This is a genomic window from Vibrio artabrorum, from assembly GCF_024347295.1.
In the GTDB taxonomy this organism is placed as follows: domain Bacteria; phylum Pseudomonadota; class Gammaproteobacteria; order Enterobacterales; family Vibrionaceae; genus Vibrio; species Vibrio artabrorum.
This window is the reverse complement of the sequence record NZ_AP025459.1, coordinates 314,843-336,012: the sequence shown is the minus strand read 5'-3', so window position 1 is coordinate 336,012 and position 21,170 is coordinate 314,843. Positions and strand designations below refer to the sequence as shown.

General features: G+C 46.1%; 21 protein-coding genes. 15 read left to right on the top strand and 6 right to left on the bottom strand.

Going from position 1 to position 21,170, the window contains the following annotated elements; genetic code table 11:
- Positions 1–6: 6 nt before the first annotated feature.
- Positions 7–702, bottom strand: coding sequence for a sulfite exporter TauE/SafE family protein (locus OCU36_RS15720; protein WP_261840726.1), 696 nt, complete (start codon positions 700–702; stop codon positions 7–9).
- A gap of 362 nt (positions 703–1,064) precedes the next feature.
- Here OCU36_RS15720 and OCU36_RS15715 point away from each other — a divergent pair, with 362 nt between their 5' ends.
- On the top strand, positions 1,065–2,381 hold the full coding sequence (locus OCU36_RS15715) for an aspartate aminotransferase family protein (RefSeq protein WP_261840479.1): 1,317 nt from the start codon (positions 1,065–1,067) through the stop codon (positions 2,379–2,381).
- A 168-nt stretch (positions 2,382–2,549) separates the two neighbouring features.
- On the opposite strand, the gene pdxR is transcribed toward OCU36_RS15715, so the two are convergent.
- Positions 2,550–4,064, bottom strand: coding sequence for a MocR-like pyridoxine biosynthesis transcription factor PdxR (gene pdxR, locus OCU36_RS15710; RefSeq protein ID WP_261840478.1), 1,515 nt, complete (start codon positions 4,062–4,064; stop codon positions 2,550–2,552).
- A gap of 238 nt (positions 4,065–4,302) precedes the next feature.
- On the opposite strand from pdxR, the gene OCU36_RS15705 reads away from it, so the two are divergent.
- The 14 genes from OCU36_RS15705 (at position 4,303) to maiA (ending at position 17,662) form a co-directional block, all read left to right on the top strand.
- Positions 4,303–5,169, top strand: coding sequence for a transporter substrate-binding domain-containing protein (locus OCU36_RS15705; protein ID WP_261840477.1), 867 nt, complete (start codon positions 4,303–4,305; stop codon positions 5,167–5,169).
- Positions 5,170–5,299: 130 nt separating this feature from the next.
- A complete protein-coding gene (locus OCU36_RS15700; RefSeq protein WP_261840476.1) occupies positions 5,300–5,941 on the top strand; it encodes an amino acid ABC transporter permease in 642 nt (213 codons plus the stop codon).
- A gap of 151 nt (positions 5,942–6,092) precedes the next feature.
- Positions 6,093–6,773 carry an amino acid ABC transporter permease gene (locus OCU36_RS15695; RefSeq protein WP_261840475.1) on the top strand — a complete coding sequence of 227 codons (681 nt, stop codon included), beginning with the start codon at positions 6,093–6,095 and terminating at the stop codon, positions 6,771–6,773.
- Positions 6,766–7,620 carry an amino acid ABC transporter ATP-binding protein gene (locus OCU36_RS15690; protein ID WP_290334990.1) on the top strand — a complete coding sequence of 285 codons (855 nt, stop codon included), beginning with the start codon at positions 6,766–6,768 and terminating at the stop codon, positions 7,618–7,620. The genes OCU36_RS15695 and OCU36_RS15690 overlap by 8 nt, the downstream gene beginning before the upstream one ends.
- Before the next feature lie 273 nt (positions 7,621–7,893).
- The gene (locus tag OCU36_RS15685) at positions 7,894–8,997 is read left to right on the top strand and encodes an ABC transporter substrate-binding protein (RefSeq protein WP_261840474.1); all 1,104 of its coding nucleotides are present in this window, start codon (positions 7,894–7,896) and stop codon (positions 8,995–8,997) included.
- Positions 8,998–9,058: 61 nt separating this feature from the next.
- Positions 9,059–9,946 (top strand): alkaline phosphatase family protein, encoded by an 888-nt coding sequence (locus tag OCU36_RS15680; RefSeq protein WP_261840473.1) that lies wholly within the window; start codon positions 9,059–9,061, stop codon positions 9,944–9,946.
- Entirely contained in the window at positions 9,943–10,836 is an 894-nt protein-coding gene (locus tag OCU36_RS15675; protein ID WP_261840472.1) for an ABC transporter permease, read from the top strand. The genes OCU36_RS15680 and OCU36_RS15675 overlap by 4 nt, the downstream gene beginning before the upstream one ends.
- Positions 10,836–11,621, top strand: coding sequence for an ABC transporter permease (locus tag OCU36_RS15670; RefSeq protein ID WP_004732591.1), 786 nt, complete (start codon positions 10,836–10,838; stop codon positions 11,619–11,621). The genes OCU36_RS15675 and OCU36_RS15670 overlap by 1 nt, the downstream gene beginning before the upstream one ends.
- The gene (locus OCU36_RS15665) at positions 11,621–12,640 is read left to right on the top strand and encodes an ABC transporter ATP-binding protein (RefSeq protein WP_261840471.1); all 1,020 of its coding nucleotides are present in this window, start codon (positions 11,621–11,623) and stop codon (positions 12,638–12,640) included. The genes OCU36_RS15670 and OCU36_RS15665 overlap by 1 nt, the downstream gene beginning before the upstream one ends.
- 1 nt (position 12,641) lies before the next feature.
- The gene (locus OCU36_RS15660; RefSeq protein ID WP_261840470.1) at positions 12,642–13,301 is read left to right on the top strand and encodes an HAD family hydrolase; all 660 of its coding nucleotides are present in this window, start codon (positions 12,642–12,644) and stop codon (positions 13,299–13,301) included.
- Positions 13,302–13,660: 359 nt separating this feature from the next.
- Complete coding sequence (hppD, locus tag OCU36_RS15655) at positions 13,661–14,734, top strand: 4-hydroxyphenylpyruvate dioxygenase (RefSeq protein WP_261840469.1); 1,074 nt, start codon at positions 13,661–13,663, stop codon at positions 14,732–14,734.
- On the top strand, positions 14,727–15,887 hold the full coding sequence (locus OCU36_RS15650) for a homogentisate 1,2-dioxygenase (RefSeq protein WP_261840468.1): 1,161 nt from the start codon (positions 14,727–14,729) through the stop codon (positions 15,885–15,887). The genes hppD and OCU36_RS15650 overlap by 8 nt, the downstream gene beginning before the upstream one ends.
- 9 nt (positions 15,888–15,896) lie before the next feature.
- Entirely contained in the window at positions 15,897–16,934 is a 1,038-nt protein-coding gene (locus OCU36_RS15645; RefSeq protein WP_261840467.1) for a fumarylacetoacetate hydrolase family protein, read from the top strand.
- A 38-nt stretch (positions 16,935–16,972) separates the two neighbouring features.
- Positions 16,973–17,662 carry a maleylacetoacetate isomerase gene (gene maiA, locus OCU36_RS15640; protein WP_261840466.1) on the top strand — a complete coding sequence of 230 codons (690 nt, stop codon included), beginning with the start codon at positions 16,973–16,975 and terminating at the stop codon, positions 17,660–17,662.
- Positions 17,663–18,006: 344 nt separating this feature from the next.
- Here the strand turns inward: maiA and OCU36_RS15635 are convergent, their stop codons facing one another.
- From OCU36_RS15635 to OCU36_RS15620, 4 genes are read right to left on the bottom strand one after another with little or no spacing between them, the layout of a single operon-like run.
- On the bottom strand, positions 18,007–18,753 hold the full coding sequence (locus OCU36_RS15635) for a TRAP transporter substrate-binding protein (RefSeq protein ID WP_261840465.1): 747 nt from the start codon (positions 18,751–18,753) through the stop codon (positions 18,007–18,009).
- Positions 18,722–18,985, bottom strand: a complete 264-nt coding sequence (locus OCU36_RS15630; protein ID WP_261840464.1) for a hypothetical protein — start codon at positions 18,983–18,985, stop codon at positions 18,722–18,724. The genes OCU36_RS15635 and OCU36_RS15630 overlap by 32 nt, the downstream gene beginning before the upstream one ends.
- Before the next feature lie 16 nt (positions 18,986–19,001).
- Positions 19,002–20,363 carry a TRAP transporter large permease gene (locus tag OCU36_RS15625; protein ID WP_261840463.1) on the bottom strand — a complete coding sequence of 454 codons (1,362 nt, stop codon included), beginning with the start codon at positions 20,361–20,363 and terminating at the stop codon, positions 19,002–19,004.
- Positions 20,364–20,384: 21 nt separating this feature from the next.
- The gene (locus tag OCU36_RS15620; protein ID WP_261840462.1) at positions 20,385–20,906 is read right to left on the bottom strand and encodes a TRAP transporter small permease; all 522 of its coding nucleotides are present in this window, start codon (positions 20,904–20,906) and stop codon (positions 20,385–20,387) included.
- Positions 20,907–21,170 lie beyond the last annotated feature (264 nt).

Genomic DNA, 21,170 nt, shown 5'->3' with positions numbered 1-21,170 from the left:
ATCCTTCTAATTTGAAATTAACATAAGTAGTGCCATGCCGATCAAAATCGGCGCGGTCGTTGTTTTTGCAGACAAGTTTGGTACTGATAGATACAGTTTTTGACCCAGTATATTGCCAACCAAAGCGGCTGGTAATAGCCATAAGCCAGTGGTGAATGATCCTTGATCTAATGCGCCAATCCATATGAAGCCGATCAGTGAAATCGCTGAACTCAGAAGAAAAAACACAATCGCAGTGGCTCTCTGCTCACTGGTTTTAATGGTCAGGTTCATCAAATACGTCACTAATGGCGGCCCTCCCGAAGAGGCTGTGGTCATGCTAAACCCTGAAATTGCTCCCGCCCAAAACGCGTGTCGTTGGTGTAACCAAGTGAGGCGTAAGTCCAAAATAATCAGTGAGCCAGCGACCAAAGACATCATTGCGATAAAGGCCTTCAAGCCCGATTCCGATATCGTGCTAATGAAATACAGCGAGAAAGGCACCGCAACCAACATACCAATACACAGCGGGGTAATAAGCCGCATATTGATGGTGGTTTTACTTTGTTTGAGCAGAGGGAAAGAGCTTAGAAAATCCAATAGGATAGCGATGGCTACCGCTTGCAATGGTGGAACAATAAAGCTTAGGGAGAGCGCAGCGATAATCGCAAACCCAAACCCGGAATAGCCTCGCACTACTCCTGCAAACAGAATCAATGTCATTGCCAACCCTAATTCCACTCTTGTTCTCCTCTTTGCTTTTGAAGTTACTGCTGCATTAATTAGTGTTTGATGAGACTTGTCTCGTCTGCCTTTCAATCTATTCACACCTAAGAATTTTGAATAGAGCCAGATCGACGATTGGATTGGGTCAGGCCTTTGGTTGGATTAGGGACTAGGTTTGGGCTGATTCACTGGCCCACGGTTTTGTTGAAACTGACACTATGAGCTCCGCCCTGTTTGGGATGAAGATTATTCCATCCGATAGCGCAGCCTTTTTAATGTCGTGTTTCGCGTCTTTCATTCGCGAAGACAAGCCAAGCACGAGCGGCTGTGAATCTAGTGTTGTTAATGGAGACGATGAAATGGAAGTATCAACAGAACAGCTTGTGAACCAAGATATTATCGACCTCGACAAGAGCGTATTTCATTCTTGGTCGATTCAAGAAGCGGCTGAGCCTATCGCCATTGCGGGTGGGCAAGGGTGCAAAATGTGGGACTACGAAGGTAAAGAGTACCTTGATTTTAGTAGCCAGCTCGTTAACACCAATATTGGTCACCAGCATCCACAAGTGATCAAAGCGATTAAAGATCAGGCTGACTCATTGGTGACCGTTGCCCCTGCGACCGCAAACCTTACTCGTGGTTTGGCGGCCAAGCGCATTTTGTCGAAAGCCCCCAGCACGTTTCAGAAGGTATTCTTTACCAATGCAGGCGCAGACGCTAACGAAAATGCGATTCGCATGGCGAGACAATTCACAGGGCGCGACAAGGTACTCTCTGCTTACCGTTCTTATCATGGCAATACAGGCACTGCTATTGCTGCGACGGGGGACTTTCGTCGAATTCCAAACGAGTATAGCCGTGGGCACGTTCACTTCTTCAATCCATTTCTCTATCGAAGCGAATTCAACGCGGCGACTGAAGCTGAAGAGAGTGAGCGTGCCCTGCAGCATTTAGAGCGAGTGATTGAATGCGAAGGACCAACGGCGATTGCGGCGATTATTCTAGAGACCATTCCTGGAACAGCGGGCTTTCTCATTCCGCCCAAAGATTACCTTGTCGGCGTGCGTGAGCTGGCAACCAAACATGGCATTCAACTGATCTTCGATGAGGTGATGGTCGGCTTTGGTCGCACGGGTAAGTGGTTTGCGTTTGAACACTTCAATGTCGTGCCAGATCTGATTACTTTCGCGAAAGGGGTGAACTCGGGTTATGTACCGGCTGGTGGTGTGGTGGTCAGTGAACCGATCGTTGAGTATTTTAAGTCGAATTTCTTTATGGGCGGATTAACGTATTCTGGTCACCCTTTGGCGATGGCCTCGATCGTCGCAACGCTCGATGTGATGGAGCAAGAGGGCATTGTCACGCATGCTGATAACGTCGGTAACAGCGTTTTAGGGCCGCTTCTGCTGAACCTTCAAGAGTTGCATCCTATAATTGGTGATGTACGTGGTAAAGGGATGTTCTGGGCAGTAGAGCTAGTGGAAGATCGTGAAAGTAAAACACCTTTAAGCAATGAAAAAATGGGGCAATTGAAAGCGCAATTGACCAAGCGAGGTCTGTTGACTTTCATTGTGAATAACCGCATTCACGTCGCGCCACCTTTGGTTATTCAGCCAAGCGAGATTAAAAAAGGCGTCAAGATCATTGATGAAGTGTTGTGTGAAATCGCTTCTTAATTGTTTAATCAGATAGCCAGCGCAGTAACCAAGGCACTTTGGTAAAGGATTCCCTGTTCTTTTTAATGTGTCGAACTTAACCTTCAGAAACGACAAAAGAGCATCGACTGATGCTCTTTTTTACGTTCTTCCACTTAATCACTCTGGTCAAACTGCGCTTTAGTGATGCTAGATCTTCATCACTTCTGACAGCTCTTTGATGCCGGGGGCGATCAGATCTTTATCGATAGCGTGAAAGCCCAGTCGAAAATAGGAGTTGGGATCATATTCTGACAATGCTTCACAGCCCGATTTCGTTTCGGTATTACTCATAAAGTGCGAATAGCCTGTCTCAATCAATATGCCTTTTTGGGCGGCTCGTGAAGCTAAACGCTGGCTATTGATGTGGCTGGGGGTTTGTAGCCACAGAGAGTTGGCCTGCTCGCTTTGAGCCAGTCGCTTACAGTCAGGTAAGTATTTTAACACGGCATCGTTGATCAGCTTCCAGCGCTGGCGCGTGTTCTCCCTAAAGCGCCTCACAAAGCTGTCGTAGTAGCCTTGTTCAATAAAGTGCGCGACTTCCATCTGAACGCGGCTTGGCGCATGTCGATACATCAATCTCCGCAGTATTCTAAGGTCGTAGATTAACTCTTCAGGTGCCACGATGTAGCCTAACCTCAAGCCGGGGGCTAATAGTTTAGAGAAGCTGCTGATGTAGATGACACGTCCTTCCTTGTCACTGGCTTTTAGCGCGGGCTTAGGATTCCACTCCACGTTGCACTCAGCGTCATAGTCATCTTCGATAATCACCGCATCATTGGCTTTGGCCATTTCCAGTAACTGAGCTCGACGTTCGTCACTCATGGTGACACCCGTTGGAGCTTGGTGGCTCGGCGTAACATAGAAGTGATCACACAGTGAAGAGTGCTCATTGAATCTCAATCCTTGTTCATCCACTTGATGTGGGTGTAACTGCGCGCCAGCGAGATTAAAGGTGTGATTCGCTTCCTTGTAGCCGGGGTTCTCGACTCCGACTCGGCTCTCATGGTTCATGAGCAAGGTTGAAATCAAATAGAGCGCATTCTGCGAACCTAAGGTTATGAGGATCTCATCGCTTTGGGCATGAATACCGCGCTGAGGAAGCACTCTTGTGCGTATCTGTTCGACCAGCATGTCGACGTCTTTATCGACCTTGTCACACAGCCAGCGGTGGTCATTTGGATCTGAGGTGACCTTTCTTGTGGCTTCCCGCCATTGCGCTAATGGAAAGTCATTGATAGAGGGTTGACCAAAAATAAATGGGTATTGGTAGCAGCTCCAATGTGAGGGTTTGACGATGCGAGGGTATTGGCTCAATTGCAGTTTTACTCGCTTGCTCCAATCCGGTGCATTGTCGTTGTCTGTTGATTCAAAATGATCCAAGTTCGCATCCATTTCTTCGCTTGGATTTTGATACTTTTCTGACAGGTAATACCCACTACGAGGTTTGCTGATGAGATAACCATCATCGAGCAAACTATCGTACACCAGCGAGACCGTATTGCGTGATACCCCTAATTGGCTAGAGAGCTTGCGACAAGACGGAAGCGCTTTTTCCACAGGAAAAATACCTTTCAATATCGCCGTCACCAAATAGCTACGTACTTGCTCTTGCAGGCTTCTTTTGGAATCAAACTCGATGAAACAATTGTGATTTATCGCCATGAGAGACAGTCCTTATTCTCAGTAAATCTCGGTCCTATTTTTATAAAAGAGCAAGAAGCGAGCCAGAGTTCATATTGATATTTAAGGACTGGCTTTTGATCGGTATCTAATGAGAAATATGCGCAGCTCTAACCTAAAAATAGTTCTGTCCCAACCTGAAAACCAAATTGGCTCTACGTCTTCGGCTCATTCCGTTCATAAAGTAAAGGCAGGCAAATAATCTCGATAAGGAAAGCGCATGAAACAGGGAATGACGATGAAGGCATGGGTTTCAACAGCGGCAGCAACCGTCGTACTGGGTTGTTTTGGTGTTGCACAAGCATCCGATCTTGCAACTATCGAAAAGCAAGGTTTTATGAAAGTGGCGACAGAGGATAACTATTCGCCATTCAACTACATCGATCGTGGTAATCCGGCTGGGATCAATAAAGATCTGCTTGATGAACTGCGTGAATATTCGAAGTTCGATATTGAACAAGAGATCTTACCTTGGACTGGGTTACTCGCATCAGTATCCGCAGGTCAATACGATGTGGCGTTAACCGGCGCAATCATTACCGACGCCCGTTTAAAGGCCTTCGACTTTACTCCACCGATCGCTTCCGCGCAGCACTACTTCTTAACCCGAGCGGATGCTGACGACATCAATACTGTTGCGGATTTAGATGGTAAAACGGTGGGGCTACAAGCGGGTAGTGCCTTGCTAGAGCGACTGCCGGAGTTGGAAGAAATGCTTGAAGCCCAAGGCAAGTCTTTGGGGAAAGTGGTTCAGTATCAATCTTATCCAGAAGCGTATTCCGATTTGGCAATCGGCCGTATCGACTATGTGATCAACAGTGTGGTTTCGGTTAACGAGGTGGTGAAGTCGAAGTCAAAGGTATTCAAAAAAGGCGAAGCGGTCTCTGGCCCAGGTTTCGTGAGCTGGCCAGTTCCTAAAAATAATCCTGAGCTTTTGGCTTACCTAACCGAGTTTTTCCGCCATCTTGAACAAACAGGAAAAATGGCAGAGTTGCAGAAGAAGTGGTTCGGTGAATCGTTCGACCAACTCCCTTCAGAAGCCATTACTTCCGTCGAGCAGTATCACAAGCTGATCGCTGTTCAATAGCGAATCAGTACGTGCCGACACAAACAGTTAGCGACTGTTTGTGTCCATGCTAATGGGGTCAAAGCGGTTTAGCCCATGAGTCATTTGTGCACAATCTATCGAAATAAGTCGCTGATCAAAGAGGTCGTTTATGGATTATTACGCTTGGGAACAGTTGCTACAGGGGGCGTGGGCGACGGCATGGATATCGGCAGTATCGATTGTATTCGGTGTCGTTATCGGCTTAATGATTGCCTTGATTAGAATGATGAAAATCCCATTTGTGGATCAAATGTTGGGCATCTATGTCAGTTGGGCACGAGCAACGCCTTTGGTGACACTGGCTCTGTTTATTTTCCTTTCTTTTCCATCATTTGGCATCAATTTAGATAAGCACGTTTCTGCCATTTTAGCACTCACACTCAATACATCGGCATTCAATGCGGAGATTTGGCGCAACGCCTTTCTGAACTTTTCAAAAGGGCAAATGGAAGCGGCTGAAGCCATTGGTATGAGACGTATAACTTACTTCCGCAGAATCATGTTCCCACAAATGGTGATCATGAGCCTACCTGCACTAGTCAATGAGATGTCGTTCTTAATCAAAGGCAGCCCAGCTATCGCGGTGATCGGCATTGTCGACTTAACCCGTGTCACCAATAGAATCTCTGCGGTCACTTATGAACCACTTGGGCCGATTCTGTGTGCTGGTGCTATATACATGTTGATTATTGGTGTGTTGGTGAAGTTGCAAGCTATGGCTGAAAACCGAGCGACTTATCTGCAGCCGTAAGTGTCTACAGCGGTTATCAATCGTAGTTACTGTTATCAGCGATGCCTCTGGTATCAACCGCAGCAACAATTTAGCCGTCATGGCTACTTGGTCAGAAACACTATTACCTGCTTGTGAAGCGTGATTGAGCAGGTAAGTTTAAGGAGTAAATATGGAAGAATGGAATATTATCTGGCAACAAAAAGAGCTGTTTGCTTCGGGATTTGTGACCACTCTTAATCTTTTTGTTTCGTCTTCAATCTTGAGTTTCATCATTGGCATCAGTTTGTTGTATTGCCTCGAAAACCATTGCTCATCAAACTCAAGACTCGGTGTGAAGTACACCATCAATAGTTTGATAGGCATTATGCGTACTTTGCCGTTTCTTATCTTAGCGTACCTGCTCTATTACGGGTTGCCTCAAGTTGGTATTCGACTCGATGCGACCACTGCGGGAATCATCGCACTAAGTCTCTATCACGGTACCTATTTTTGTGAGATTTTTCGAGGGGTTCGTAAAGGACTAGAGCCGGGTTACATCGAAGCTGCGCACGCTTATGGCTTCTCTAAATTCAAAACCTTTACCCGAGTTATTACCCCTAATGTGTTGTTTAAATCGGTTCCTCTGATCACTAACCAACTCATCATCTGCTTAAAAGACACCGCGTTTCTCAGCATCATTACCGTCGCAGAAATTACCGCGGCCGCCAACAGCATTCAATCAACGTACTTTATCCCATTGAATGCGTTCATCATTGCTATCGCGCTCTACTGGGCAGTGAGTATTGCACTTGAAACCATCACCAAACGAATCCAAACCAAAGTTGAACTTAGAGGGCTTAGCCATGCTTAAACAATCAGAGACTATTGAAACGGAAGCACCGATTAACCCTTCTTTGGGCGTAAATTTGGAAGTGATTGAGTGCGAGCCACAATTGGAACAACGTGAGACGATCATCAAGGTTGAAAACCTGTCGAAACAGTTTGATGGCATCGAAGTATTACGAGACATCAACCTCACCATCAACAAAGGCGATGTGGTGAGTATTCTCGGCTCGTCTGGGTCGGGGAAATCGACACTATTACGTTGCATGAATTGGTTAGAGCAGCCAGAGCGCGGCACGATCTTTATGGGTGATGAACGCATTGGTATCAACTCAGAAACGGGTAAACCTCTCAAATACAAAGAGCTGGCGAAACTCAGAGAGCGCCTTGGTATGGTTTTCCAAAGCTTCAATTTGTGGCCGCATCTAACCGTGTTGCAAAACGTCATGGAAGCGCTCGTTCACGTTAAGAAGATAGCGAAATCAGACGCCGAAGAGATGGCTCGTAAGCAACTCGATAAGGTGGGGATGTCGCACAAATTAGAGAACTACCCAAGCATGTTATCGGGTGGGCAAAAGCAACGTGTCGCCATTGCCAGAGCTCTCGCGATGGAGCCGGATGTGTTGCTGTTTGATGAGCCAACGTCAGCACTCGATCCTGAATTGGTCGAAGAAGTGTTATTGGTGATGAAGAAACTGTCGCAAGAGGGCTACACCATGGTGGTGGTGACGCATGAGATGGAGTTTGCGCGTCAGGTGTCAGATCAGGTGGTGTTTCTTGAGAAGGGCATATTGATTGAACAATCCAACCCAAAGAAGTTTTTCACTAACCCAGATTCATCAAGGGTAAGACAGTTTCTTAAGCTTGATTCATGAGCTAGATGGCTGGCATAGCTTCAAGGTTCGACCGTTAAAAAACTCCGACAGAATTTGTCGGAGTTTTTGTATGCGTTAGCTTTTACTTCGTAGGCTCTTGTGGCACTGACCAAGGCTACATGGATGACTACCGAATCCGGTTGCTGCCATATAAGTGAAATATAACTGCCACATAAATGCACCCTAACTGTCAAATAACTTACGGCAAACGGTCACACTTCGGCAATAGCATACAGAGCGAACTTACTGACCGAGTCCAGAGGGATAGAGACAATGAAAACTTTGCTTAGCCGTTCAAATGTATCTGCTGAAAAATTGATGGGTACCACCTTTAAATTGATGGGTGTAATTGGAATAACAGCAACACTTTCAACGCCTGTAATGGCAAATGACGCCAATCTTGAATCACTGGTCAAGGCTGCTCAAAAAGAGGGGGCGGTTTACAGCGTGGGCATGCCAGACAGCTGGGCAAACTGGAAAGGCACATGGACAGACCTAAAAGCAAGCTACGGTTTGAAACATCAGGATACTGACATGAGCTCGGCGCAAGAGATCTCGAAATTTGAAGCAGAGAAAAGAAACGCAACTGCGGATATTGGTGATGTGGGTTTTGCCTTTGCTCGTGTCGCAGTGAAGAAAGGTGTGACTCAGCCATACAAACCGACCACTTGGAATGACATTCCTGACTGGGCAAAGGACAAAGATGGCCACTGGGCGTTGGCTTACACTGGCACTATCTCATTCATTTCAAACAACAACCTTGTTAAAGATGCACCTAAAACTTGGAGTGACCTCTTAAAAGGCGACTACAAAGTCACTGTCGGTGATGTAGGTGTAGCCGCACAAGCAAACAACGCAATTCTAGCGGCTGCATTTGCGAACGGTGGTGACGAATCAAACCTAAAACCAGCGATTAAATTCTTTGGTGAACTCGCGAAACAAGGGCGTCTGTCTTACACCGATCCAAGCATCGCAAACCTTGAAAAAGGCGAAGTGGAAGTGGCAATCATGTGGGATTTCAATGCACTGAACTACCGCGACAAGATCGATCATGATCGCTTTACTGTCAGCATTCCACAAGATGGTTCTGTGATCTCTGGTTACACCACCATCATCAACAAATACGCAAAAAACCCGAACGCGGCTAAGTTGGCTCGTGAATATATCTTCAGCGATCAAGGTCAAATCAACCTAGCAGAAGGTTATGCGCGTCCAATTCGCAGCAACATCACACTGCCTAAATCAGTACAAGACAAGCTGATCTCGAACGATCAATACAGCAATGTTCACCCTGTAACTGACTTCTCAGCATGGGAAAAGTCAGCGCGAAAACTGCCTCGTCAATGGCAAGAAAACGTATTGATTCATCAGCAATAATTCCGCTTAACACGCTACCTTAAATAGGTGGCTTATAGAAACAAGCAATAGAGAATAGACCATGAGCAATAAGGTTATCCTTGTTGTTCTAGATGGACTGAATTATCAGGTAGCCCGTGATTGCATGGGTTACCTAAATGGCCTTCTAGAACTCAGTGACTTGATAAAAAGTAACGACAACGTTTCCCAAAATCAGCAGAGCACTTCGCAATCCATGAGTACGCAAAAAAACAAGCTGCGTGCCACGCTTTACCCGGTGCAATGTGAACTGCCATCTATGTCACGCCCACTGTATGAGTGCATTTTAACCGGTGTTCGCCCGGTCGAGAGCGGCATCATTAACAACCAAATTGTGCGTTTGTCGAATCACGAGTCGGTATTTAGCTTGGCGAAGTCACAGAACAAGGTGACGGCAGCAGCTGCGTATCATTGGGTGAGTGAGCTGTATAACCGAGCGCCCTTTGATGCCGTACGCGACCGTTTCACCAACGATGAAACCATGAACATCCAACACGGCTGTTTCTACCACTGGGATCATTACCCAGATGAAGCCTTGTTCTTGGATGCAGAGCATCTGCGTGTCACTCATCAGCCGGACTTCTTGTTGATTCACCCAATGAACATTGACGACATGGGACATAAGCACGGGCTGGATTCTCGCCAGTACCGTAATAGTGCACGTGGTGCGGATATCTACCTATCAAACTATCTTGAGCAATGGGTAGACGATGGTTATCAAGTGATCATCACCAGTGACCACGGCATGAACAATGACTTGTCTCACGGTGGCATTCTGCCTGAAGAACGTGAAGTGCCTTTTTTTGTGATTGGCGATAAGTTCACACACCAAGAGTGTTTAGTGAAACAGACCGACATCTGCGGCAGCGTCTGTCAGTTACTCAACCTTGAACACGATAAACCTTACACTCAGGAATTGTTGGCCCTATGAGCAGTTCTGTCATCACACAGAGCGATGGCTCTGCGCTTCAACCCAAAACTAAATCTTTGTTTCAACGTTTCAAGCCCGCTTTGTGGCTTGCGCCCTTCGCGCTATTTTTCTATCTGTTCCAACTGGCACCTATGGTTTGGGTGCTGATCAATAGCTTCTACGACGACGATGAGCTCTCTCTCGAAAACTATTCTGAAATATTCGATTCTGCCTTCATGATACAGGCTTTCGGTAACAGTTTATGGTTGTCGATTTGGTCGAGTCTTATTGGTTTAGCGATCGCGACTCTGCTCGTTTCCTCATTGCGCCGCGTTGATTCTAAAATCCGCGATGCGGTGATTGCTTTCACCAACATGAGCAGCAATTTCTCAGGCGTGCCTCTGTCGTTCGCCTTCATCATCATCTTAGGCACCAATGGTGCGATTACCTTGTTGCTCAAGCAGTACGGTTTACTGGGTGATTTTGACTTGTACGGCAAGTGGGGTTTGCTGGCGATTTACATCTATTTCCAGATCCCATTGGCGGTTTTATTGCTGTACCCAGCGTTCGATGCCTTGAGTGACGACTGGCAAGCGGCTTCGGCATTACTTGGCGCGAAAACTTGGCAGTACTGGACCAAAATAGCGCTGCCTGTGTTATCGCCAGCCTTATTCGGTACCTTCATCATCCTGATTGCTAACGCGATTGGTGCGTATGCGAGTGTCTATGCGTTAACGTCGGGTAACTACAACGTGATTACGATCCGTATCGCGAGCTTGGTATCGGGTGACTTGTTCCTAGAACCCAACCTAGCCGCCGCAATTTCCGTAATGCTGATGGCGATGCTGGCCTTCATCACCGTGATTAACCAATGGCTGATCAGCAAAAGCTACGCAGGGAAGAGAAAGTAATGAACACCGTCAATACTCGCTTTCATAAAACGGTTGTCTATTCGATTGTCGGCATCATGATGATCCCGATCTTAGCGACCTTTATCTACTCGATCTCTTCTCGATGGGGCGCGACGATCCTGCCGGATGGCTTCACGTTGGATTGGTACATCAACCTGCTGACCGATCCTCGTTTCTTGCAGGCTTTTGGTCGTTCACTGTTTATCTGTGTGGCGGCGCTGTCATTGAGTGTGGTGTTGGTTCTGCCTGCGATTTTCGTGGTGTTTTACTATTTCCCGAAGCTCGACAAGGTGATGAATATCCTGATCTTATTGCCATTTGCTGTGCCACCTGTGGTGTCGTCGGTTGGCTTGCTTCAGCTGTATGCAGACAGCGAAATCTCACTGATTGGCACACCATGGATTCTGATTGGTACCTACTTCACCATCGCGCTGCCATTCATGTACCGCGCGATTGCCAACAGCTTTGAAGCGATCAACCTGCATGACTTGATGGATGCTGCTCACCTGCTCGGTGCAAGCACCACCAAGGCGTTCCTGTTGATTATTCTGCCAAACCTTAAGAAAGGCTTAATGGCGTCACTGTTCTTGTCGTTCTCGTTCCTATTGGGCGAGTTCGTGTTCGCCAACATCTTGGTGGGTACACGCTACGAGACACTTCAAATCTACCTATACAACATGCGTCAAACCAGCGGCCACTTCACGTCAGCCCTAGTGATGACGTACTTCCTGTTTATTTTCTTACTGACTTGGTTGGCAAGTCGTTTCAGCCAGGGAACAAAATAATGAGCTATGTAAATGCGAAAAACCTCACCAAAAGCTTTGGTGACAACACGGTGTTTGAAGATATTGAATTTTCCATCGAGAAGGGCGAATTCATCACGCTGCTTGGCCCAAGTGGCTGTGGTAAATCGACTCTACTGCGCAGCTTGGCAGGCCTGAATCCTGTTGATGGTGGCGAGATCTGGGTCAACGGCGAAGAAATCACCCACCAAGTGCCGCAACAGCGTGGCATCGGCATGGTGTTTCAATCTTATGCGCTGTTCCCGAACATGACGGTTGAAGGCAATATTGCGTTTGGCCTTAAGATGAAAAAGCTTGCTGCTGACGAGATTAAGCGCGAAGTCGCGAAAGTGATTGGGCTGGTGGACTTAACGGGCAAAGAGAAGTTCTACCCGCATCAGCTATCGGGCGGACAGCGTCAGCGTGTCGCCTTGGCAAGAGCCTTGGTGGTCAAGCCGCGCATTCTATTGCTCGATGAACCGCTTTCAGCGCTGGATGCGAAGATCCGTAAACACCTACGCCAACAGATCCGAGACATCCAAAAAGAGATGAACCTGACCACGATCTTCGTGACCCACGATCAGGAAGAAGCGATGATCATGTCTGACCGCATCTTCTTGATGAATAAAGGTGAGATCGTACAAGCGGGGACACCCGAAGAGATTTACACTCAACCTGCCAATGAGTTTGTTGCTGGGTTCATGGGGCACTACAATCTGGTGCAAGCGAACAAAGCCAAGCAACTTTTCAACATTGAAACCGAGTGGAAAGTGGCGATTCGTCCTGAATCTATCTACGTTAAAGATCAAGGCCGACAGTATGGCGAGCATATCTCCGCGCCGAAAACGGGCACCATTCGTAACCACCAGCTTTTGGGTAACGTGATTCGCTATCAAGTGGACGTCGATGAATGTGAATTAACCGTCGACTTACTTAACCGTTCTTCTGAACGACTGTTGGCAAACGGCAGCCAACTTGAACTCCTGTTTAACCTTAACGAAATTCAACCTGTGAGAGCCTAAGATGTTCAAACCTTTGTATGTATTTGATATGGATGAAACGCTGATCAATGCCGATGCAGCGATGCTCTGGAATGCGTTCTTGGTTGAAAAGGGCATTGCCACTGCGCCCAATTTTATTGAAGAAGATAAACGCTTAATGGGCCTGTATTCGGAAGGCAAGCTGAACATGGAAGATTACCTCACGTTTTCCATGCAGCCGTTAGCCGATATGCCAACAGAGCAAGTGACGGCATTGGTGGAAGAGTGTGTTGAACAGCATATTTTGCCTAGACAGTTCCAGCAGTCTAAACCCTTGATTGCGCAGCTTGAGAATGATGATATCGATATGTTGATCATCTCTGCCAGCGTGACTTTCTTAGTGGAAGCGGTCGGCCGTAAGATTGGTATCGAGAACGCACTCGGTATTGATTTGATTGAAAACCAAGGCCGTTTTACTTCTCAAATATCAGGTGTGCCAAGCTACCGTGAAGGTAAAGTGACGCGTTTAAAAGAGTGGTTAGACAATCAAGACACCAACTACTCAGACATTCACTTTTATACGGATTCAATCAACGACTTACCTTTGTGTGAGCACGCTGATTTTGCTTACCTAGTAAACCCATGCCCGCGTTTGAAAGCGCTAGCCGATCAACCGAACTGGTCGATCCTCGACTGGGATTAACGCGAACCTTATATTCGAATTAGGTTCTTTCTAGAACTCATCAAGCCGCTGACTACAGCGGCTTTTTTGCATCATCAGTCTAATATTCGATTTATCACCTTAGCTGATAAAAAGCTGTATGTAACAATTCAATAACATTCCTGCTTTGCTGTAAATCAAACCACCCTCTTTTAATCCCTTGATAGCTCTCATTTTGTTGTTGCGAGGTTTTCCGTGTAACAAATAATTTACAACTTAACGGGTTTTTAGCGTTATTGCCCATTTCCTTCCATCCATTCCAATCTTTCCGCTTGTGGGCCAAATTTAATTAAGGACATAAATCACGTAACAAAAAACCAATAGGTACAAGGAGACAGTTCATGGTGGAGTCATACAACCCGCTTGGCACGGATGGATTCGAGTTTGTTGAATACACCGCCGTTGACCACAAGGGAATTGAGCAACTTAAAGCGCTGTTTGTGTCACTGGGTTTTACTGAGATTGCCAAGCACCGCTCAAAAGAGGCTTGGCTGTATCGACAAGGTGACATCAACTTTATCGTTAATGAACAACCACACAGCCAAGCGGAAGCGTTCGCCAAGGTGCATGGGCCATCCGTGTGTGGCATGGCGTTTCGTGTTAATGATGCAACGACGGCCATGGAGCAAGCATTCAAGGGCGGTGGTGAAGAGTACAAAACACAAATAGGGCCGATGGAGCTGAGCATTCCTGCCATTTACGGCATCGGTGAAAGCCTGCTCTATTTTGTGGATCGCTATGGCAAGCAGAGCATCTATGACGTCGATTTCCGATTCTATGATGATGCGGAACAGCGTATGGCCGAAGCCAATGTTGGCTTGTATGAAATCGACCATCTCACGCACAACGTGAAGCAAGGCAATATGGACGTGTGGTCTGGGTTTTATGAGCGTATCGGCAACTTCCGTGAGATTCGCTACTTCGACATTGAAGGTAAGCTGACAGGCCTTGTGAGCCGCGCCATGACCTCACCATGTGGCAAGATCCGCATCCCAATCAATGAATCTTCAGACGACAAATCACAAATTGAAGAGTTCATCCGCGAATACAACGGTGAAGGTATCCAACACATCGCGCTCGCAACCGATGACATCTACAAAACGGTGAAAACCCTGCGTGATCGCGGCATGGACTTTATGCCAACCCCTGATACCTATTACGAGAAAGTCGACGAGCGTGTGAAGGGCCACGGTGAAGATACCGACTTGCTGCGTGACTTACGGGTTCTGATTGATGGCGCGCCGACCAAAGACGGCATCTTGCTGCAAATTTTTACCCAGACGGTAATTGGGCCTGTGTTCTTTGAAATCATCCAGCGTAAAGGCAACGAAGGTTTTGGCGAAGGCAACTTCAAGGCGCTGTTTGAATCGATTGAAGAGGACCAGATTCGTCGAGGAGTATTAGACGATGCATAAATGGATCTCGTTTCCTCATAGGGAGGGGGTGTGCTCTAAACAAGCGCATGCCGATTTTCCCGTAGAGGCAATTTATGAGCGAGAAGCCGGTCGAAGTGGTTTCTTCGGCCCTGCCGCTCATTTTCATCACCAACATGCCCCTACAGGTTGGTCGGAGTGGGAGGGCGATCTGCGTCCTCGCGCTTTTGATTTTACGCTGGTGGAAAAAGCCAGCCAGATAACCCCTTGGGCTGTGCCTCACCTTTTACACAATGCGGACTGCAAAATTCGTGTATGGCGCATGAATGAGAAGATGGATTTTTTAGTGCGTAACTCTGACGGTGATGAGCTGTTGTTCATTCACCAAGGCAGTGCTGATCTCTACTGCGACTATGGCCATTTACAACTGAGTGAAGGGGATTACGTGATGATCCCGCGCTCGACCAACTGGCGCTTGGAGCCAAGCGAGCCGATGTTTATTTTGATGATTGAGAACACTGACGCGGCTTATTCCTTGCCAGAGAAAGGCATGGTCGGTAATCACGCGGTGTTTGATCCTGCTGTGCTCGACATACCTTCAATCAACGATCAATTCCGCGCTCAGTACTCAGAAAATCAAACTCAGGTTCAGGTGAAACGCCACGATAAAGTCAGCGTGATCACCTATCCGTTCAATCCATTGGATGCAATTGGCTGGCATGGCGACTTAGCGGTGGTGAAAGTGAATTGGCGCGATATCAGACCGCTGATGTCACATCGCTACCACTTACCACCTTCTGCGCATACGACGTTTGTTGGCGCAGGCTTTGTGGTGTGTACCTTTGTGCCACGCCCAATTGAGAGCGATCCTGGCGCATTGAAAGTGCCGTTTTACCATAACAATGACGATTACGACGAAGTGCTGTTCTATCACGCTGGTGACTTTTTCAGTCGCGACAACATTGAAGCGGGCATGGTGACTTTCCACCCGGCAGGCTTCACACATGGCCCTCACCCCAAAGCCTTTAAGGCGGGGCAAGCGCACAAGAAGAAGTTCACCGATGAAGTCGCGGTGATGATCGATACTCGCCATGCACTGCAGTTCTCTGATGAACTCGATAGCGTTGAGAACAAAGAATATGTCTACAGTTGGCAAGACTCTGGTTTGAAAGAAGTGGCTGACAATAAGAAGTAAGGGACAAGGATGAAATTAGCAACCAAGAAAAATGGTACTCGTGATGGCCTGTTGATGGTCGTGAGTAAAGATCTCAAACAGTGTGTAGCTGCCACAGAAATCTTCCATGCAATGCACCTTGCACCCACTATGCAAGTGGCGTTGGATAACTGGGACAGCGTTGTTGCTCAGTTACAAGAGTTATACGGTTCGTTAAACAATGGGCATGTGACTGGCAGTGAAGTGTTTGCTTCTCAATATTGTGAATCGCCTCTGCCACGCGCTTATCAATGGGCGGATGGCAGCGCGTATGTCAACCACGTTGAGTTGGTGCGTAAAGCGCGTGGTGCTGAAATGCCAGAAAGCTTCTGGGTCGATCCACTCATGTATCAAGGCGGTTCCGACGCATTTATCGGCCCTCGTGACAACATCGAAGTTGCCAGCGACGAATGGGGCATCGATTTCGAAGGAGAAGTCGCGATTGTCACCGGTGATGTACCTATGGGTGCCAGTGCTAAGCAAGCGCAAGATTCGATTCGCCTGTTGATGTTGGTGAACGATGTGTCTTTGCGTGGTTTGATTCCGGCAGAGCTTGCTAAGGGCTTTGGCTTCTTCCAATCTAAACCGTCTTCGGCGTTCTCTCCGGTTGCGGTAACACCTGATGAGCTTGGTGAACAATGGAAAGGCAGCAAGGTGCATTTACCGCTGATATCGACCTACAATGACCAGCCTTTTGGTTGTCCGAATGCGGGCGTCGATATGACTTTCAATTTTGCCGAACTAGTTGTGCATGCAGCGAAAACTCGCCCGCTGTCGGCAGGCGCGATCATTGGCTCAGGCACGGTATCGAATAAGCAGGGCACTGATTATGGCACCTCAATTGCTGAAGGTGGCGTGGGCTATTCATGCATTGCTGAAGTACGAATGATAGAGACGATTCGCGATGGTAAGCCGTCGACCCATTTTATGTCGTTTGGTGATTCGATTCGACTAGAGATGTTCGATGCAGCCGGTGGCTCGATTTTTGGTGCTATTGACCAAAAAGTGAGTCAATATCGAGTGTTATAGTCCATATTATAGAGATTCAGCTCAAGCGAGATCATTGTATGAATAAGAACATGACACTCTACGGTTACTGGCGCTCTTCGGCAGCCTATCGGGTACGTATTGGGTTAAACTTGAAGCAGATTAACTATGAGTCTAAATCGGTGCATTTGCTGCGTAATGGCGGCGAGCAGCATGATCCACAATATCGCGAGCTCAACGCCAGTGAATTAGTGCCTGTGCTGGTGGATGGTGAAGTTCAACTCAATCAGTCACTGACTATTTTGCAATACTTGGACGAAAACTATTTGTGTGAGAGCAGCCCAGACACCTTGTTGATTCCAGATCAAACACCACTGCGCTATCAAGCGTTGGCAATGGCTCAGGATATTGCGATAGAAATTCACCCTCTCAATAACCTGCGTGTGTTGCAGTATTTGGAGCGAGAGTTGTCGTGTGAGCAAGAGGCGAAAATAGACTGGCTTCACTATTGGATGAGCCAAGGTTTTTCGGCATTAGAAGAGAAGCTTTCTAAGCATCGTCAAACACACGGTGATTCCGTTTATAGCCTCACTGGTTCGCCTTGTATTGTCGATATCTGCTTGGTGCCACAGGTGTATAACGCGCTGCGCTTTGGCGTTGATATGTCGCCGTATCCGTTGATTAATTCGATTGTTGAAGCGTGTAACCAGTTACCCGCCTTTATCGATGCGATGCCTGAGTATCAAGTGGATGCGAATGAGTCCATGTAGATTCACTGATGTAAACGCAAATACTCGCCGCTTGCGTTACCAAAACTGTTTCTTGAAATAAGCAGTTTCGAGGCTATCGTCTTACGCCATATGGTATCTATTAGTGATAGTGTAAACAATGTTAGAGGTTGGTGCCCATTTTAGCGAAAAGTCCAATGTAAACCGCTAGCTCTTTATTAATAGAGGCTGCCAGTGATGGGTTATTTCCTGAACCTTAATATTTCAATTTAATAGACAGACCGAGCAGTACGAAGAGAACCATATTTTTTGTTTTACTTGTTTTGTTAGATATGTTTTTTGTAAAAAGGCACAAAACGCTAAGTGATGTGCCCAAACGTCAGTTGTTATTTAGTAGCTTGGATTTCATTCAAAAGAGGAACTAGATCTGGGTTCTCTTTCTTAAACTTCTCGTAAACGGGCTTAACTGCTTCTTGGAATTTAGGGACATCGCTATCAACAAACTCTACACCAGAGCCTTTAAGCATCTCTACGGCCTCTTTTTCGTAATCAGCCCAGTTAGCTTCTTGGATTGCGACTGTCTTCTGAGCGGCACTACGGATCCCTTCTTGCTGTTCTTTGGTTAACGTGTCCCATACTTTAGTTGATATAACTAGTACATCAGGAACCATTGTATGCATATCGCGTGAATAGACTTTCTTCACTTCATAGTGACGTGAAGAGAAGTATGATGGAATATTATTTTCTGCTCCATCAACTACACCTTGCTGCATTGCTGAGTATAGCTCACCATATGGTAATGGAACTGGCGTTCCGCCTAGTGCACGGATTGTATCGATAGAAATCGCTGAGTTTTGAATACGAATCTTCATGCCTTTAAGGTCTTCTGGAGTTTTAATGGGCTTGCTTGTGTAGAAACTGCGTTCACCAGCATCAAGGAATGCAAGACCAATGAAACCAGAATCACGAGATGAAGCTAGTATTTCTTGACCAATAGGGCCATTCAGAACATTCAGATATTGCTCGCGACTAGAATACAGATATGGCAATGAAAGCAACATATAGTCTTTAGAGAATGTGTTTAATGTTGCTGCACTAGCTTTAGTAAATGCAACAGTACCATTCTGAACCATTCTGAACCATCTGAAGACCTTCTGCTTCATTACCAAGTGTTCCGTTTGGATAAACTTTAACGCGAACTTTTGCATCTTTTCGAACTTCTTTAGCAAACCAGTCTAGTGATTGATGCACTGGATGCTCTGTTGGTAAGGCATGAGATAATTTAAGCGATGCCTGTGCGCCGGTGGAGACAACTGCTGACATCGATATTACAGCTGCGATTACTGCTTTGGTTAACTTATACATTTTCATTTCCTATGAATTAGTTACGGACATAACCTGCTAGTTCAGGTAGCCAAAGGGATAGAGATGGGAAGACAATGATCAGACCGAGGGTCATTACCATCAGTAAGAAAAAAGGGAGCATCTTAGGTACAACTTCACCAAGCTTAGTGTCGTACACACTGCATCCAACAAAGAGTGCAGTCCCTACTGGAGGTGTGCAGATACCAATACATAAATTGAATACCATGATGATGCCAAAATGAATTGGATCGATACCCATCAACGTTGCGATAGGTAAGAAAATCGGCGTAAAGATAAGTACTGCTGGAGTCATATCCATGAAAGTACCAATAACAAGCAGCACGATATTCATTAGTAGTAGAACTATCAGTGGATTTTCTGACGCTGAAAGGATGAAGTCAGAGATGAATACTGGAATGTCTGCATTCGCCATAGACCATGACATCGCTGAAGAAGTGGCGACCATGAGCAATACGATTGATGTAGTTACCACGCTATCAATGATGATAGGAAAAAGGTCTCTGATTTTTAATTCTCTATAGACAAAGCCTAGAAGAAGCGCATAAACGACAGCGATCGCTGATGCTTCTGTTGCTGTAAAAATACCCGCAAGAATACCTCCCATGATGATTACGACTAAGCCTAAACTCGGTAGTGCATCAAAGACAACTTTACTAGCCTTTTCTTTGAACTCGAACTTAGTTGTTGGTATGCCGTTCTTGCGACCGAACAAAAAGATGCCAAGCATAATGGCTAACCCCATCATGATGCCCGGAACATAACCTGCAATGAATAGGTACTGAACTGATGTACTACTCACCAATGCGAACAGAATTAGGATATTTGATGGCGGGATTAACAGGCCTGCAGGGCAAGATGCAACATTTACTGCAGTTGAAAACGGACGTGGATATTTGTTCTCATCCTGCATAGGGCGCATGATTCCGCCAACCGCGGCTGCAGAAGCTGTAGCAGAACCAGATAGCGCACCAAACATCATGTTCGCAATTACGTTCACGTGGGAAAGTGCGCCTGGAAACCTTTTACCCAGTAGCATTGCAAAGTTGATTAGACGAACGGCTAAACCGCCACGGTTCATCAAGTTCCCTGCGACAATAAAGAATGGCAAGGCTAGCAAGCCAAAGTTGTTCAAGCCGTTTGCAAGTTTCTGTGAAATAAGCATTGATGTCTGATTTAGTGGGAAATCAACAAATACCGTAGCAAAAGCAGCTAGAGCGATCGCGAATGCGATTGGAACACCAAGGAGGAGTAATAATCCGAGTGCACCAAAAAGTACAATTACTGGAAATACTTCATAAAAGAAGTCTGGGGCATTCAATAAAAACTCTTGCGTGAAGAGTAAATCTAATAAAGTCATAAAACTATTCCTATCCCCAAATTATCCATTTTTTTTCTGGTGAAGTTTTAATAAAGAAGTGGCTGAACTAATGATATCTAAAGTCGCAAAATAAGAGATCAAGACTCCGGCGATGGGAACAACTGAGTAGATGTATCCAATTAACAGGTTATTCCCGAAAATCACGATGCCCGGAGATATTTGCCCATTGGATAATGTTGTTAAGGTTAGGGTCATGCCACCGTAAACAAAAGCGACTGATGAGATTAGCAATACCAAGGAATTCGTAATGATAGATAAGACGAATCTACCTTTCTGGCTTGCTCGGGAGTATAAAATTTCCAAGGCAAGATGGCGGCGAATTGATAGCGTATATGCACCACCCAGTACGCCAATCCATATCAATAGGTAACGCGACAGCTCATCTGTCAGGTTGGAAGGGTCATTCAGGATAAATCGAGAAAACACCTGCCACGTTACCGCGACAATCATTGCTACCATGAAGAATGCTAGCAAAGCTCTAAGTGCTTTATCAATATAGCCATTGATTACATCAATAATCATTTTGTTTCTCTATGTTTTTAGGTTACAAGTCAATTAGCTAAGTTTCTATAACTAAGTACAACGATCATTACATACTTAAATGACAAAAAATCATGGCAAGATCAAAGTTTACAAACAATGGTATGACAACTTGTATTTATGTGATGAGAGATCTATTAATGGTGATAAACTTCATTAATTTCTTTGTGTTGTGTCAAGTTAATCAATATTTATTATTAGCAAGCCTTGTGCTGAATTACTTTTAATGTAAGCTTGTTGAAATAT